Origin of the sequence: uncultured Bifidobacterium sp., assembly GCF_959020145.1 — a bacterium.
GTDB lineage: Bacteria > Actinomycetota > Actinomycetes > Actinomycetales > Bifidobacteriaceae > Bifidobacterium.
In genome coordinates this window covers 1-15,888 of sequence record NZ_CAUEQY010000004.1, presented here as the reverse complement: position 1 = coordinate 15,888, position 15,888 = coordinate 1, and the positions used below count along the sequence as shown (strand labels likewise).

Annotated in this window: 14 protein-coding genes; 6 read left to right on the top strand and 8 right to left on the bottom strand. The window is 59.8% G+C overall.

The genetic code is table 11. The features are described 5' to 3' along the window. Both Q5H33_RS02420 and Q5H33_RS02415 read left to right on the top strand, forming a co-directional pair. Nucleotides 1-1,176 (top strand): ABC transporter permease, encoded by a 1,176-nt coding sequence (locus Q5H33_RS02420; protein ID WP_003810731.1) that lies wholly within the window; start codon nucleotides 1-3, stop codon nucleotides 1,174-1,176. A gap of 4 nt (nucleotides 1,177-1,180) precedes the next feature. Beyond that, on the top strand, nucleotides 1,181-2,893 hold the full coding sequence (locus tag Q5H33_RS02415) for an ABC transporter ATP-binding protein (protein WP_003810730.1): 1,713 nt from the start codon (nucleotides 1,181-1,183) through the stop codon (nucleotides 2,891-2,893). Between the two features lie 87 nt (nucleotides 2,894-2,980). Here Q5H33_RS02415 and Q5H33_RS02410 read toward each other — a convergent pair whose 3' ends face one another. Further along, nucleotides 2,981-3,502 (bottom strand): NUDIX domain-containing protein, encoded by a 522-nt coding sequence (locus tag Q5H33_RS02410; protein ID WP_003810728.1) that lies wholly within the window; start codon nucleotides 3,500-3,502, stop codon nucleotides 2,981-2,983. A gap of 9 nt (nucleotides 3,503-3,511) precedes the next feature. Continuing rightward, the gene (locus Q5H33_RS02405; RefSeq protein WP_033499720.1) at nucleotides 3,512-5,113 is read right to left on the bottom strand and encodes an aminopeptidase P family protein; all 1,602 of its coding nucleotides are present in this window, start codon (nucleotides 5,111-5,113) and stop codon (nucleotides 3,512-3,514) included. Nucleotides 5,114-5,259: 146 nt separating this feature from the next. On the opposite strand from Q5H33_RS02405, the gene Q5H33_RS02400 reads away from it, so the two are divergent. Next, a complete protein-coding gene (locus Q5H33_RS02400; RefSeq protein WP_080723518.1) occupies nucleotides 5,260-6,894 on the top strand; it encodes a folylpolyglutamate synthase/dihydrofolate synthase family protein in 1,635 nt (544 codons plus the stop codon). Between the two features lie 158 nt (nucleotides 6,895-7,052). Here Q5H33_RS02400 and Q5H33_RS02395 read toward each other — a convergent pair whose 3' ends face one another. From Q5H33_RS02395 to Q5H33_RS02385, 3 genes are read right to left on the bottom strand one after another with little or no spacing between them, the layout of a single operon-like run. After that, the gene (locus Q5H33_RS02395; protein ID WP_011743433.1) at nucleotides 7,053-7,778 is read right to left on the bottom strand and encodes an aspartate/glutamate racemase family protein; all 726 of its coding nucleotides are present in this window, start codon (nucleotides 7,776-7,778) and stop codon (nucleotides 7,053-7,055) included. Next, the gene (locus tag Q5H33_RS02390; RefSeq protein WP_033499719.1) at nucleotides 7,775-9,019 is read right to left on the bottom strand and encodes a carboxylate--amine ligase; all 1,245 of its coding nucleotides are present in this window, start codon (nucleotides 9,017-9,019) and stop codon (nucleotides 7,775-7,777) included. Before Q5H33_RS02390 ends, Q5H33_RS02395 begins: the two co-directional genes overlap by 4 nt. 19 nt (nucleotides 9,020-9,038) lie before the next feature. Next, the gene (locus Q5H33_RS02385; RefSeq protein WP_033499718.1) at nucleotides 9,039-10,592 is read right to left on the bottom strand and encodes a UDP-N-acetylmuramoyl-L-alanyl-D-glutamate--2,6-diaminopimelate ligase; all 1,554 of its coding nucleotides are present in this window, start codon (nucleotides 10,590-10,592) and stop codon (nucleotides 9,039-9,041) included. A 130-nt stretch (nucleotides 10,593-10,722) separates the two neighbouring features. On the opposite strand from Q5H33_RS02385, the gene Q5H33_RS02380 reads away from it, so the two are divergent. After that, nucleotides 10,723-11,304, top strand: coding sequence for a sigma-70 family RNA polymerase sigma factor (locus tag Q5H33_RS02380; RefSeq protein ID WP_003810718.1), 582 nt, complete (start codon nucleotides 10,723-10,725; stop codon nucleotides 11,302-11,304). Further along, nucleotides 11,301-11,552, top strand: coding sequence for a hypothetical protein (locus Q5H33_RS02375; protein ID WP_003810716.1), 252 nt, complete (start codon nucleotides 11,301-11,303; stop codon nucleotides 11,550-11,552). The genes Q5H33_RS02380 and Q5H33_RS02375 overlap by 4 nt, the downstream gene beginning before the upstream one ends. Before the next feature lie 346 nt (nucleotides 11,553-11,898). Here Q5H33_RS02375 and Q5H33_RS02370 read toward each other — a convergent pair whose 3' ends face one another. Further along, nucleotides 11,899-12,849: an aldose 1-epimerase family protein gene (locus Q5H33_RS02370; RefSeq protein ID WP_302422817.1), complete on the bottom strand. Its 951-nt coding sequence runs from the start codon at nucleotides 12,847-12,849 to the stop codon at nucleotides 11,899-11,901. A gap of 186 nt (nucleotides 12,850-13,035) precedes the next feature. On the opposite strand from Q5H33_RS02370, the gene Q5H33_RS02365 reads away from it, so the two are divergent. Beyond that, nucleotides 13,036-14,040 carry a 4-hydroxy-3-methylbut-2-enyl diphosphate reductase gene (locus Q5H33_RS02365; protein WP_033499716.1) on the top strand — a complete coding sequence of 335 codons (1,005 nt, stop codon included), beginning with the start codon at nucleotides 13,036-13,038 and terminating at the stop codon, nucleotides 14,038-14,040. 92 nt (nucleotides 14,041-14,132) lie between these two features. Here the strand turns inward: Q5H33_RS02365 and ybaK are convergent, their stop codons facing one another. Continuing rightward, nucleotides 14,133-14,639, bottom strand: coding sequence for a Cys-tRNA(Pro) deacylase (gene ybaK / locus Q5H33_RS02360; protein ID WP_033499760.1), 507 nt, complete (start codon nucleotides 14,637-14,639; stop codon nucleotides 14,133-14,135). 126 nt (nucleotides 14,640-14,765) lie between these two features. Then, on the bottom strand, nucleotides 14,766-15,821 hold the full coding sequence (gene gap, locus Q5H33_RS02355; protein WP_302422815.1) for a type I glyceraldehyde-3-phosphate dehydrogenase: 1,056 nt from the start codon (nucleotides 15,819-15,821) through the stop codon (nucleotides 14,766-14,768). Between the last annotated feature and the right edge of the window lie 67 nt (nucleotides 15,822-15,888).

The window sequence follows — 15,888 nt, the reverse complement described above, 5'->3', positions numbered from 1 at the left end:
ATGACCGCAGCATCTGCCAACAAGGTCACCGTTCCAGGCGACAATCGTCTGGACGAGCTCAAGCTCGGCAACAAGACGCCATTCTGGCATAAGATTCCGATCATCAAGGAACTACGCGTCGCAGTCGGCTGGCAGAAAGGCATGCTGATCACGGGCCTCGTGCTCACGGCGTTCTTCCTGCTGGTCGCCATTTTCGCGCCGCTCATCGCGCCATACAGCTACGCGCAGCTCAAGGGCGCCGACGGCGTTTCCTTCCCGGCCCAGGCGGCACCGTCCTCCGAACACATCTGGGGCACCACTGCAGGTGGCTACGATGTGTTCAGCCGTGTGGTCTGGGGTGCCCGCACCGCCGTCATCGCCATCGTCGTCGCGGTATTGCTGTCGATTTTCGCAGGCGTGCTGCTCGGCCTGGTCTCCGGCTATTTCGGCGGATGGGTCGATCGTGTGCTCGTCATGATCGCCGACGCTGTGTACTCCTTCCCGTCGCTGCTGCTGGCGATTCTGATGGCGATCATGATCTCCCACGGCCAGTCCGGCCTGTGGAGCGGCATCTTCGCCTCCGGCATCTCCATCACCGTGGTCTATATTCCGCAATACTTCCGTACCATCCGTGCCGAAGTGATCCGCATCAAGGAATCCGCGTACGTGGAATCCGCCCGCGTGGTCGGCGCCTCCACGTGGCGCATCATGACCAAGCACCTGTTCAAGAACTCCACACGAACCCTGCCGGTCATCCTGACGCTGAACTCCTCCGAAGCCATCCTGACCCTTGCGGGCCTGGGCTTCCTGGGCTTCGGCATCGAACCGACCGCGGCCGCCGAATGGGGATACGACCTCAACCGCGCCGTCTCCGATGTGACCGCCGGCATCTGGTGGACCGCCGTGTTCCCGGGTCTGGCCATCGTGCTCATCGTGCTGGGCATCACCCTGGTGGGCGAATCGCTGAACGATCTGGCCGATCCGCGTCTGCGCGCCCGCAAGTCCGCAGGCGAAGTGGTGGGTTCCATCGAAGACACGTCCGTGGACCCCAGCCAGGAGCCAGGCAAGCGCAACGAGGTCGTCGCCGAACTTGAGGCGGCGAAGAATCCGATGGGAGCCAGCGACAAACCGGTGACCGTCACCGACCGTGATCCGTCATTCGTGGCTTCCGAATGGGCTTCCGAGGAAGGGGAGTGAACCGATGAGTGAAATCAAGGAAGGCAATCTCGCCGAGATCAAGGACCTCAGCGTCTCGTTCATGACCGACGCCGGTTCCATCAAAGCCATCGACAAGATCAGCTTCGAAATTCCCCGTAAGAAGGTCATCGGCGTGGTGGGCGAGTCCGGTTCCGGCAAGTCCGTGACCGCACGCTCCCTCATCAAGCTGCTGCCGGAGACCGCTACGACCTCCGGCGCGGTGTACCTGTCGAACCGCGCGGGCACCGAGGAGCTGGAAGTGCTGTCGCTGTCCGGCGAACAGCTGCGCGAAATGCGCGGCGCCGAAGCGGCCATGGTGTTCCAGGAGCCCAATTCGGTGCTCAACCCGGTGTATACCATCGGATGGCAGATCGAGGAAGGCCTTCGCGCCCATGGCATGAAGGACAAGAAGGAACTCCGTGCCAAGTCCATCGACATTCTCAAGAAGGTCGGCATTCCGGACGCGGAAACCCGCATCGACTACTACCCACACCAGTTCTCCGGCGGCCAGAAGCAGCGCATCGTCATCGCCATGGCCCTGGTGCTCAACCCCGGCCTGATTCTGGCCGACGAGCCGACCACCGCCCTCGACGTGACCGTGCAGGCCGAAATCCTCGACCTGCTGCGTCTGGCGCGCGACGAGTTCGACGCATCCGTGCTCATCATCACCCACAACATGGGCGTGATCGCCGACATCGCCGATGAGGTCGTGGTCATGTACCGCGGCCACGTCGTCGAACAGGGCAGCGTCGAGCAGATCTTCTACTCGCCGAAGGACGACTACACCAAGCGTCTGCTTGCCGCCGTGCCGCGTATTGGCCAGAAACTGGTCGTCAAGGATGCCGATGGCAAGGTCATCGAACGTGAGAAGGATTGGCGCGATCAGCCCATCGCGGTCGAGGCCAAGGGACTGACCATCACGTATCCGGGTCATCTCATGCAGCCTGATTTCAAGGCCGTGGACGGCATCGACTTCACCATCCACCGTTCCGAAGTGCTCGGTCTGGTAGGCGAGTCCGGTTCCGGCAAATCCACCACTGGCCGTGCCATCGCAGGCCTGCAGAAGGTTTCCGGCGGTTCCCTGAACGTTCTAGGCATAGAAATGAACGGTGTGAAGGAACGTGATTTCAAGCCCAAGCGCGCCGACATCGGCTTCGTGTTCCAGGATCCGGGCAGCTCGTTCAATCCGCTGATGACCATCGCGGAAAACGTGGCCGAACCGTTGATCGTGCACAAGAAGTTCTCGTCGGTATCAGATGCCCGCAAGTATGTGGGCGATCTGCTTGAGATGGTGCAGCTTCCGCGCGCCTACATGAACCGTTTCCCGCACGAGCTGTCCGGCGGCCAGCGCCAGCGCGCCTCCTTGGCACGCGCGTTGGCGTTGAAGCCGAGCCTGCTCATCGCCGACGAACCGACCTCCGCGTTGGATGTGTCGGTGCAGGCGAAGGTGCTGGAACTGTTCAAGAAGCTGCAGGCCGAAATCGGCTTCGCATGCCTGTTCATTACCCACGATCTCGCCGTGGTCGACATGCTCGCCGACCGCATCATGGTGATGCACAAGGGCCAGATCGTGGAACATGGCGATGCGGACCAGATCATGCAGAATCCGCAGAACCCATACACGCAGAAGCTGCTGGCCTCCCTGCCGGTGCCCGATCCGCGCGAACAGCGCAAGCATCGCGAGCATCTGCATGAGCTGCTTGCCGCCCAGCAGTGAGCTGATCCACGGAATCTAATAAAAAGGAATCCCCGCAACGCTTGAAACGTTGCGGGGATTCCATTTTATGATGTATGGAAGGCGATTTCAGCGGATGGTGCCGTTGAAGGCAAACTGGGCATGGGAATCGCCATTCGCCTTGGCCTTCAGATATTCGCGTACGTAAGCCATGCGTTCCACCGTGGTGGCTGCCAACGGTTCGGGCAGAGCATCAGGGGAGAACCAGCCCACGTTGAGGCTTTCCTCATCGCCGACGAACGGCTCCGTGTTGCCATTCGGATCGGGCCTGCAGATGAACAGGTGATCCATGTACATGGTGTTGTCCCCATTCGCATAGGTGAGGACCTTTCTGGACGATTTGACCGACACCAGATCGGTGACGACCACATCCACGCCGGTCTCCTCCTTGACCTCGCGGGCAACGGTATCGGCCGGTTCCTCTCCGGGCTCGTTGATGCCATACACCATGGCCCATTCGCCGGTGTCGGAACGACGCCCCAACAGCACACGGCCCTGCTCGTCCTCGACATAGCCGGAGACGCCCATGAGCCATAACAGATCGTGGCCTATTTTTTCACGTAGCGAGAGCACGAATTCAGGCGTGGGCATGATGCATCCTCAGGCCTTCACGCCTTCGGCGGCCATATCGGCCATCCACGCCTCGACATCGTCGATCTGCTTCGGAATGCCCGCGGAAATCCATTCCGGACCATCCTCCGTCATGAGCACATCATCCTCGATACGAATGCCGATGCCACGGTATTCCGGCGGAATCAGCAGATCATCCTCACGGAAGTACAGGCCCGGTTCGATGGTGAAGATCATGCCCGGACGAATCTTGGCGTTCTGATACGACTCATAACGCGCCTGCGCGCAATCATGCACGTCGAGACCCAGATGGTGGGCCACGCCGCAGGCGAGCCAACGGCGATGCTGCTGGCCTTCAGGGGAGAGCGACTCCTCGACATCGACCGGCAGAATACCCCAGTCATGCAGACGTTCGGCGATCACGCGCATGCACGCATGATGGATGTCCGAATACGTGGCGCCCGGCTTGGCCGCCTCGAAACCGGCCTGCTGGGAATCCAACACGGCCTGGTACAGCTTCTTCTGGAAATCGGTGAACTTGCCGTTGGTCGGGAACGTGCGGGTGATGTCGGCGGTATACAGGCTGTTGACCTCCACACCGGCGTCGATGAGCAGCAGCTCGCCCGACTCCACGGTACCGGTATTGCGCATCCAATGCAGAATCGGAGCGTGGGCGCCGGAAGCGATGATGGTGTCGTAGCCGACCTCGTTGCCTTCTTCACGGGAGATGGCGTTGAACGCGCCCTCCAGCATGCGCTCCGAACGCGGCTTGCCAAGGGAAGACGGAATCTTGCGCAGAATGTTGTCGAAACCATGCTTGGTTGCCGCGACCGCCTTGCGCATCTCACGAACCTCATACTCATCCTTGCACATGCGTGCCTCGGCGGCGAATTCGTGCAGCTTGTCATCGGCAGCGGTGTTGTTGTCCGGATCGGCGAAACCGTTGGCTTCACGGATCTCCTCGACCATGCTGGTAATCGCCGGATCGGCTTCGCGGATCACGCGCACGCGCACCGCGCCGGCCTCAGTGCCGACATCCTTGCTCAACGCGTCGGGCAGCTGCGCGATGTCGTTGGTTTCGATGCCGGTCATCGCGGTCATTTCCTTCACACCGGCACGCGGACCCACCCAATACTCGCCATAATGGGCGTTCATGAAAAAGTCCTGCGTGTAATGGTTGGCACGCGGAGCCACGAACAGTTCCGGAACATGCGTCTTGCCGGCCTTCGCCTCCGGAGAATCCGGATCGACGGGATTCAGCACCAGCACCGCGCCGGCCTCGAAATCCTCACCCAAACCGGTGTAGTAGGAAAACGTCGTATCCGGACGGAACGCGTAATCGCAATCGTTGTTGCGCACCTTCGGCTGTCCGGCCGGAATCACGATACGCTCGCCCGGGAACGCCTTGCCCAACGCCTCCAGACGCGCCGGCGTGTACTTGGAGGACTCCAACGGCTCGATCTGCGGCTCGTTGTCATCCCAACCGGTGGTCATGAACTCCTTGAACGCCTCGGAACGCGGACGCAGCGAACGATTGTTCACACGATCGCTCATGGCCTGATCCGGTCCCGGAGCGGCCTCCCGCTCCATCTTCTCGTATTCCTTGTCCTTGTCAGTAATGACTTCGCCCATCACATCTCCTGAACATGCATTCGTAACGTACGGAAATTACCGCAACCCATCCTATAACTTTTCCCGGCGCGCAACGTTCATGCGGACATCTAGAATGGGAAAAGTTTAGTGTGCTGTCCGCAAGGTACGGGAGGAAAACGGGAAATATGTCATTCGAACATCCCAATCGCAACAACGAAAGCATGATCGACGTCGAACGCGACATCATGAGCCGTCCATCGGAACGCAACACCACCAATCTCGACCTGCAACGCATGAAGATGATCCTCGACATCATGGGCCATCCGGAGCAGTCGTTCCGCGTCATCCACATCACCGGCACCAACGGCAAGGGCTCCACGGCACGTATGGCCGAAGCCATCTGCCGCGCCTACGGCATGCGTACGGGCCTATACACCTCGCCCCATCTGGAACACGTCAACGAACGCATCGCCATCGACGGCCAGCAGCTGTCAGACGACGATTTCGTCGACACATGGGACCAGGTCAAGGACCTCGTCGCCATCGTGGACATGAAAATGGACGAGCTGGGCAAGCCGAAGATGAGCTTCTTCGAAGTGCTCACCGCCATGGCCATCTGGAAATTCGCCGACGCGCCGGTCGACGTCGCCATCGTGGAAGTCGGCATGGGCGGCCGATGGGACGCCACCAACGTGCTCGACGCGGACGCGGCCATCATCGGACCGGTCGACATGGACCACATGGCATGGCTCGGCGACACCGTGGAGGAAATCACCACGGAAAAGGTCGGCATCATCAAGCCGAACTGCACCGCCATCATCGGCCGCCAGCCACACGAGGACGAGGTCATGCCGATTATCGAGGCCGCGGCCAAGGAGAACCACGCCAGCTTGGTGCGCGACGGCGTCGAATCGGAAGTCGTTACCCGAGTGCCGGCCGTCGGCGGCCAGGTGGCCACCCTGCGCACCCCGAACGGCACCTACACGGAAGTGCCGATCGCCAAATTCGGCGAGCATCAGGCACACAACGCGCTCGCCGCACTGTGCGCGGCGGAAGTGGTGATTCCCGTCAACGGCGCGTTGGACGGCGATTTGGTGGCCGAAGCGTTGAGCAGCGTACGCATTCCGGGACGTATCGAACAAATTCGTACCTCGCCTACCATCATCCTTGATGGCGGACACAACGTGAACGCGGCCGAATCGCTGCGTGCCGCCATTGAAGAGAACTATGATTTCCAGCAGCTCGTCGGCGTGGTCGCCATGATGGGGGACAAGCAGGTCGAGGAGTATCTGGGCGTGCTCGAACCGTTGCTGAGCCATGTGATCGTCACCGAGAACTCGTGGCGTGACCGAGTGATGCCGGCTGAGGATCTGAAGAAGATCGCGGACCGTGTTTTCGGGCCGGAACGCGTCACCTGCATTCCCGAATTGCCGGACGCCATCCAGGAAGCCGTCAACATGGTTGATGCCGATGACGAACTGGGCGTCGGCTACGGTCATGGCGTGCTCGTCTGTGGCAGCTTCACAACCGCCGGTGATGCGCGACTCATGCTGGAGGAGAAGATCAACCCCGACCTGAAGAAGCCAAAGGCCGAACGTGTGTTCCAGGAAGCCGTCGATCCGGAACCGCGCAAAAAGCAGGACGAGGCTGACGTGGATTTCGAATCCGACGCCAACCCCGATTTCAACATCAACGATTTCGGCAGCGTCGGTCCGGACGATTCCGTTTTAGCAGACGCCGATGCGGATGAAATGGATGAGGCGGCGGATGCCAACGAACCGGCGGATGCGGAAACGTCTTCGGAAAACGAAACGAAGTGACGAAGCGAAACAACATCGGACGATGACGCCATACGTGCGGCGTACACCGTCCATATAAAACAGATTGTGGGTGGCTCCCCAGGCAATGGGAAGCCACCCACAATCTTGTTTTATCGTCCGACGCCTAAGCAGTCGAAGATAGGCGTGACAAATAATAGCTACGCGCGCAACGCTTCGGCCCGCGCCACGGTATCTTCCACCAGCACGGCCTGCGCGTCGATGACCGGCAGCTGGGGCAGCGGAAACGCCTCGTTGAGCACGCTCAGCTCGGTGCAGCCCAATATCAGCGTGTCGCACGCGCAGGGGCCTGCCGGATCGAGCATATCGCGCAACACCGATTCGTAGCGTTCCAGATTGAGCTCGCCACTACCTTTCACATCGTCATAAATCAGCGAAGTGATACGGGCCTGCAACTCGTCGGTCGGTTCGACGAACGTGTACCCGGCCTCTTCGACGGCACGCTTGTACACGCCGGATTTGCGCGAACCCACGGTGCCGAGGAAACCGACCCGCGGAAAACGATCCTTCGGATAACGCTGAGCCATGCGTGCCACCGCGCCGCGTGGCATATGCAGAATCGGCACCGTCGTCAACGCCTGGAAATCGTCATAGAAATAGTGCGCGGTATTGCAGGTGAGCACAATGAAACTCGCGCCCATCGCCGTTGCCTTCTCGATATCGTCGGCGAGTACGGGGAAGGGATTCTCGTCGGATTCGCCGAGAATGTACGCGGTGCGGTCCGGCACGGAGGAATCGTTGAAGACGATGTAGTCCAGATAATCCTGATCGCAATGGGCATGCGTGGCGCGGTTGACCAAGCGGATGTAGCTTTCGGTGGCCAGCGTGCCCATGCCGCCCAGTACGGCGAAAAACGGTCGTTTCACTTAAGCTCGCCCTTCTTGGTGAAGTACTTGGCATAGCTCTTCTTGTAAATCGAGAACATGTGCCGAATCATCAGCCAACGCAGCGGATTCATATCCTTGGAATACTCCAAGGTGGTACCCCAATCGCCCGACTTGAGCATGCGCTTGCCGGTTTCCTTGTCAGCGCCTTCTGCGACGTAATCAAGGAAAATCGACTTCGGAATCTCAAGCCACAGCTTCGAACCGCGGCCGAACAGGGTGTTGCCGTCGAACGGCGTGTCCTCGACGAGGTCGTCGACGAAATACTTCGCCAGATTGAATCCGTTCAGCGTGACGAAATAGCTGGAACGTCCTTGGCGAAGGTTGATTTCGAACAGCTTGTACTCGCCGTCGCGTTCGTCGTACTTCATGTCGAAATTGGCCACGCCCTCGTATTTGATGTCCTCGAGGAAAGCCTTGATACGACGGAACACACCCTCGTTGTAGTCGGGCAGAATGGCCGCATAGTTGCCTGCGGCGACAGGGGAGGGATCCTCCAGCAGCGGGTGGCCGAGGAACATCATACGCACGCGATGATGCTGGTCCACATAGGCGTTCAGCACACGCATGCGGGAATCGTCGCCGGGGATGAAGTCCTGAATCACCATTTCGGACGTGTATCCGGCATCGTACGCACGCTTGATGATGGTCTCCAATTCGGCCGGATCGTTGAAGATGTAGGCCTTGCGACGGCCCTCGAAATCGATGTTGAGCCATTCCACCGAATTCGCGGGCTTCATGGCCACCGGATAGCTGAACGGCAAATCACGGTAGGTTCCTGCCTTCACCTCATCGGCGGTGACGGTGCGCGTCTTCGGATGGGGCAGATCATACTGCTCGCAGATCTGGTAGAACGTGGACTTGTAGGCGAGCCGGCGCGAAAGGTTCACGTCAAGCGTGTTGTATACGAAATATTCGCGAAGATCGTCGCCGCACTGGCTCAGCAGATTGGCGTACACGTCGCCGCAGGGGATGAGCAGCAGCACGCGTTCCGGATCCTCGGCCTTCATACGCTTGCCGAGCTTGAGCATGAAATTACGGAACGTGACGAAGTTGTTGAAATCGTCGACGATGTGCACGTTGACGATACGGCTGAATTTCGTGGGGCTCAGCTGGAAATACGCATACGCCTCGGAAACGAGGCCGTACTCCTCATGGAACGCCCTGGCCATGCCGTAGACGTTGATGTCGCTGCCCAGCAGAATCGGTTGGAATCGTGTCATAATGCCTTCACCTTAGTTGTTATTTGAGACGGAACACACGTTCCACGATGCGGTCGTCGCCCTCGTAAGGGATGTGCTTGCCGTGGTCTTTGAACCAACGTTCGTTGCCCTTGCCGATGATGAGGATGATGTGCAGATGCTCGGGATCCTTGCGATCGCGGCTTACCGTGGTCTCCACGGCTTCGGCACGGTCGAGAATGGTCTTCACGTCAAGCTGCGGGTTGGTGACGCTGTCGTTCATGTCCGCGCAGACCTGTTCCACAGGCTCGTCGTCGGTGTCTTCGAAAGTGAGCACGAGATGGTCGATGCGGTCCTGCGCGGCGTGGACGATTTCGGCGCGGCGATCGTATGCCTTGTTTCCAGCGGAGCCGGTGATGAGCGTGATTTCCGGCTTTTCGCTGCCGTAACGCTGATCGACGTAGTCAAGCAACGCGGTGACGGACGCGTAGTTATGCGCGTAATCAACAATGGCGATGGTGTTCGACCGCGTGTCCTTGAAATGCTCCATACGTCCGGCGATGCGTACCGGCTCCATCTCACGCAACGCGTCCTTGGCCTGTGCGGAACCGAAATCGAAACCGGCCGCACGGGCGATCGCGACGGCCGCCGCCGCGTTCGCATAGTTGAAATCGCCGTCCAATGTCAGGCTCAACTCGCCGATCGAGGTGCCGTCGATGACGATGGAGAAGCGGCTGTGATCGTCATTCGCCGGCGCGGCCATGACGTCTGCCGTGGAATCGCCGCCAAGCGCGAACGTGGTGACGGGAACGCTGGCATGACGTGCGTCCTGCCGGATGAGGTCGGCGCGCGCGCAATCGGCACCCAATACGAGGGCACGGCAGTTCTTGACGATCTGACGCTTGCAGTGGAGATAATCCTCGAACGTCGGATGCTCGATCGGGCTGATATGGTCCGGGCTGATGTTGAGGAACGCGGCCACGTCGAATGTGAGACCGAACACGCGGTCCACCTTGTAGGCCTGCGAGGAGACCTCCATGACGAGATATTCCATGCCGTTATCAACGGCCTCGCGCATCATGCGGAACGCATCCATGGATTCCGGCGTGGTCAGATCGGATTCCACGTAGGTGTGGCCGTCAAGACAATTGTCCACGGAGGAAAACAGCGCGCACTTGCCGCCGGAACAGCCATTGAGCATCGCCTGCGTGAGATAGGCGGTGGTGGTCTTGCCTTTGGTGCCGGTGATGCCGACCACCTTCAACTGGTCCTGCGGACGACCATAGAATTCAGCCGATAGCAAAGCCATGGCCTTGCGCACGTCATCCACAATAAGGCCCGGAGCTTGCGTGGCGTCGGAGAAGTCGTTCTCCGACACATAGGCGGCAAGGCCGCGTTCGTCGATGCCCTGCAGATATTCGGCCTTGAAACGGCCCTTGCAGCACAGGAACGTGCCCGGCTCCACCTTGCGGGTGTCGTAGGTGATTGCGGAGAACGGCTCGTCGAATCCCTTGATGTCGTGCGGATCAAGCGTCCAGACATCGCCGCGGATGATTTCGCGCAGCAGTCCGTGCCTATCGAGCAGTCGGGCCGCCGATTCCAGAGTCAAAGCCATGTTTTCGTGTTCTCCCTGTGTATGAGACGCCGAGCGGATACCGAAGAGCCATTTTAGCGGCAACCATGTGCACGACGTGTGACGTCGGGGAAGTTACAATGAGGGTGTGACTGAACAAGAAACGGAATCCATGGCAGGCCGGCGCGCGCGGTTTGAGAAGCTTGCCATGCCCGTCGTGGACTCGCTGTACCGGCAGGCGATGAAACTGACCAACAATCCCGACGACGCGCAGGATCTGGTGCAGGACACCTTCGAACGTGGATTCAAGGCGTTCGACTCCTTCAAAGAAGGAACGAATTTCGCGGCTTGGATGACCACCATCGAACGCAACGCCTATTTCAACCAGTACGCCAAAGCCAAGCGACGGCCGCAACGCGCCAACGATTCCACCGGCGAATACGACGACTGGGACCTGTATTCCGCGTCCGAGCATTCCTCCGAACAGCTCAAATCCGCCGAACAGGAATACTTGGACGCCTACGCGCCGGAGGAGATCATGGCCGCTTTGAACCGGCTTTCCCCGGAACGCAGGCAGGTTTTCATCGACGCCGCGATCGACGGCAAATCATACAGCCAGGTAGCTGAGGAACAAGGCGTGAAAATCGGCACCGTGATGAGCCGGCTCAACCGCGCCCGCACACAGCTGAAACGTGAGCTTGCCAATTACGCCAAGGAACGTGGCTATGCCACTGCCGGGAAGGATCGACCATGAGCGAACCAATGGAACGGCACATCTCCATTACTTCGACCACCACCAACACGAACGGTGTGGTGACGCAGGTGACGCATGCCAGCGTGCATGTCGTGGCTTCCGGGGACTGCTTCGACCCGGAGACCTGTTGCGATGAACGCGAACGTGCGCTGATCGCAGCGATGCGCGCGTACCTGCGGCCGAAACACGCGCCGCAAAGCCTGATCGACAGGCTTGAGGCGACACTTGACCACTGTTGTGACGAGTAATTGGAAGGACGTGCGGCGTTTCATGCGCCAAGTGCCACGCTGATGTGACGCGAGGCGCGCCCGCCGCATCAGCGTCTGAATATGGGAAAACCCCGCGAACCGTAATGATTCCGCGGGGTTTTCCATGCTCTGTGACGCTATTCGCGCCGGCAGGGATCAGGCGTTCGGGCGCTTGCCGTGATTGGCGGCCTTCTTACGACGATCCTTGCGCTTACGTCCGCGCATGCCCATGATTGGACTCCTTTACTTGCGATTAATAAGCCTTCGGGATTATCGCACACGAGCGAGACGTTTGCCAAATTCGGCGTCCGCTGTGTGGCCGGGACTTATTCCGATGGTGATTATATCAGTCGAGCATCCCGATGAACAGCGCCGTGCTTGACGTCTCGCCCGGCTTGATGACGATGAGGTCCTTGCCGGTGTTGAACGCGTTCGCGTATGCCGTCTGCGGTTCCACCGCCACTCCGGCCGGATGCTTGATGGCCGGGAAACCGGTGCCGGTGCACACCTGGAACGAGGTGACGGTCTCGTCGCCGCCCACACGCACCTTCTTGCCGTCCGGACGGGTGAACACCGCGGTGACGGTGCCGTCTTCGGCATGCTCCAGATCCGTCCAAGCGTCGTCGAACGGCTGCTCGGTGAGCAGCGTGTCCTTACGCAGGTCATACTTGGTGCCGTCCACCGGCTCGGTGCCGGTCGGAATGAGGTTCTCGTTGACGGTGACATGCGTGCGCCCCGGCACGGTCAGGCTGCACTTGGCGTTGTGGGCGTCGATCTCATCGCCGTATCCGTTGAAGCCGTTGGCGAGCCACGGGTGGATGGCCAAGGCCCACGGTGCGTCCGCATCGCCGTTGTTGTAGGCGTTGATGTTCAGATGCAGGCCATCGTCGGCGAGGCTGTACGTCGCGGTCACCACGATGTCGAACGGATATCCCTCCATGTTGGGGGCACGCCAGCTGAGGGTCACGGCATCCTCTTTAAGGGAGACAAGCTTCCAGAACGCGCGCTTGCCGTAGCCGTGGATGGCGTTGTGGCGCTCATGCTCGTCGATCGGCAGCGTGTAGGTCTTGCCTTCGAAGGTGTATTCGCCATTCTCGATGCGGTTCGGGAACGGGATGAGCAGCTGGCCGTGGCAGCAGGTCACCATGTCATCCGGACCGGGGGAGACGATGATGTCCTCGCCTTGGTAGGTCAGTTTGCGCAGCGTCGCGCCCAACTCGGTGACGACGGCATGGTAATCGCCATGCGAAATGGAAAATTGCTGTCCGGTGCGTGGCGGCAGATTGGTGCAGGTCATAAATCACTCCATAGTGTTGTCGACTGTGTTTCCGCTACTATGTTACCGCTCACGATGTGGTGGTGGATGCGCTTGTCGTGTGGAAATTCTGCGGATGAAGACGGCCGATGTCGATTGACGGCGCCCGTGCCTTAATATTGGTGATTGCTGTTGTGATGGATGGATACGATTGGAAGGCGGCTTGACATGGGCAAACGCATCGTGCTGGCGGATCCGCGCGGATTCTGCGCCGGCGTGGATAGGGCGATTCTGACGGTGCGGACGATTCTCAAATCCGCCGATACGCCACGTGCCGACGGATTGCCGCCGGTGTATGTGCGCCGCCAGATCGTGCACAACAAGCATGTCGTCGAGGATTTGGCCGCGCAGGGCGCGGTGTTCGTGCAGGAATTGGCTGAGATCCCCGATGCCGCCGCCGAAGCCGGCATCCCAATCGTATTTTCCGCCCACGGCGTGTCTCCGGCGGTCAAAGCCGAGGCCGCGGCGCGCGGCATGCATGTGGTCGATGCCACCTGCCCGCTGGTAAGCAAAGTGCATCGCGAGGTGCTGCGTTTTGTCAAGGAAGGTTACGAGATCATCTACATTGGGCATAAAGGCCACGATGAGGCCGTTGGCGTGGTGGAGGAATCGCCGGAACATGTGCATTTGATCGAGCATGCGTCCGACGTCGACTCGTTGGATTTCCAACCTGACACGAAACTGGTGCTGCTTACGCAGACCACGTTGAGCGTCGATGAGACCGCTGGCACGATCACCGCGCTCAAAGCTCGTTTCCCATGGCTTGAAATGCCGCCGAACTCCGATATCTGCTATGCCACGTCGAATCGTCAGGCGGCGGTCAAGCTCGTTGCCGAGCAAGCCGATTGCGTGGTGATTGTCGGCTCCGCGAATTCCTCGAATTCCGTGCGGTTGATGGAAGTCGCTCAGGAGGGACTTAACGCGCGGTACGCCTCAAAAACGGCTGTTGGCGCCGCTGGTCGCGCCCATCGTGTTGATGATGCTTCGGAACTTGACCCCGCATGGTTTGAAGGTGTCGAATCCGTGGGTATTTCCTCGGGTGCCTCCGTGCCGGACGAGCTGGTTTCCGGCGTGGTCGCAGCGTTGCAAGAACTTGGCTACCAGGATGTGAGCACCATCGAAACCATCAAGGAGAACATGCATTTCGTGCTTCCTGCGGAACTGCGCAAATAGCGCGAACCTTTCGCTTACGCAAGTGGGTGGTCGGAACATCGTGTTGTTCCGACCACCCACTTATGTATTGGTGTGATGTATCGGCGTGTTTTTTACCAAGTGCCGATTGGCGCCGCTACCGCGTCGAGCACCTTGAGCAGATCGTTGGGATTGACGCCGACTGAGAAACCGCGTTTGCCGCCCGACAGCAGGATTTCGTCGTATTGCAGCGCGCTTTCGTCAAGCACCGTCTTGTGGTGTGTGCGCTGGCCAAGCGGGGAGATGCCGCCGACCACGTAGCCGGATTCGCGCATGGCGACCTTCGGATCGGCCATCGCCGCCTTCTTCGCGCCGACTGCCGCGGCCAGCGCCTTCAGATCCATATGTCCGCTGACCGGCACCACGCCGACCACGCGTTCGGAGCCGGTGTCCGCCATCAGCGTCTTGAACACCTGATGCTCGTCGAAACCGAGCTTGGTGGCGGCCTCAACCCCATAACCGTCATCCATGTGATCGTTCGAATGCGCGTATTCGTAGGTTTTGAACGGAACTCCGGCTTTTTCCAACTGCACGGTGGCCGGTGTGGAACCGGCGCCCTTCTCATGCTTTTTCTTTGCCATGCCGCCCATAATAAGCCTTCCACGTGTCCGTTGTGGCGTTTCGGATACGAAAAGGGGCTTCCGCCGAAGCGAAAGCCCCTTTGTCTGAGGTTCAGAGACGAACCGTGCGGATTACTCCGCGCCGATTCACTCGGAGATCTCGGCGAAGTACAGCAGGGTACGCACCATGTTGCAGGTGAAGCCGTACTCGTTGTCGTACCAGGAGACGGTGCGAGCCATGGTCAGGCCGTCAACGGTGTTGACATCGGTCTGGGTCGGATCGAACACGCCACCGTGGGTGTCGCCGATGATGTCGGAGGACACGATGCCATCCTCGTTGTAGCCGTAGAAGTCGGTGTCGGAGAAGGCGGCCTTGAAGGCGGCGTTGATCTCATCGGCGGTGACTTCCTTGTTCAGGACGGTGGTCAGCTCGGTGACGGAGCCATCCGGAACCTGGATGCGCTGGGCGTGGCCCTGCAGCTTGCCGTTCACGGACGGAACGACCTTGCCGATGGCCTTGGCGGCGCCAGTGGAATGAGGAATGGTGTTGATGGCGGCGGCGCGGTTGTTGCGAGCCTTCGGGAAGCGCGGGCCGTCGAGGATCATCTGGGTGCCGGTGTAGGCGTGGATGGTGGTCATGAAGCCAGCCTTGATGCCCCAGTTCTCGTCCAGCAGCTTGACCATGGCGGCCATGGAGTTGGTGGTGCAGGAGCCGGCGGACACGATCACGTCGGAAGCCTTCAGGGTCTCGTGGTTCACGCCGAAGACGACGGTCGGGGTGGTCTCGTCCTTGGCCGGAGCGGAGATCAGGACCTTCTTGGCGCCAGCGTTGATGTGGGCCTGGGACTTCTCAGCGGAGGTGTAGAAGCCGGTGCACTCGAGCACGAACTCAACGCCGTCGTTCTTGACCCACGGGATGTTGTTGGCATCCTTCTCGGCATAGACCTTGTATTCCTTGCCGTCGACCACGATGGAATCGTCGGTGGAGGTGACCTCGACCGGGGTGCCATCGTCATGACGGAAGGTGCCGTGGGTGCTGTCGTACTTCAGCAGGTAGGCCAGCATGGACGGGGTGGTCAGATCGTTGATTGCAGCGACCTCAATGTCACCGGCCTGGCCGCCACGAGCCTGCAGCTCGAAGATACGGCGGAAAGCCAGACGACCGATACGACCAAAGCCGTTAATACCAATCTTAACTGTCATGTAATTCTCCCTTTAGGGTAGGCCACGCGTGTGCCAGGCACACTGAAGCCATTGTTTACCAACACCG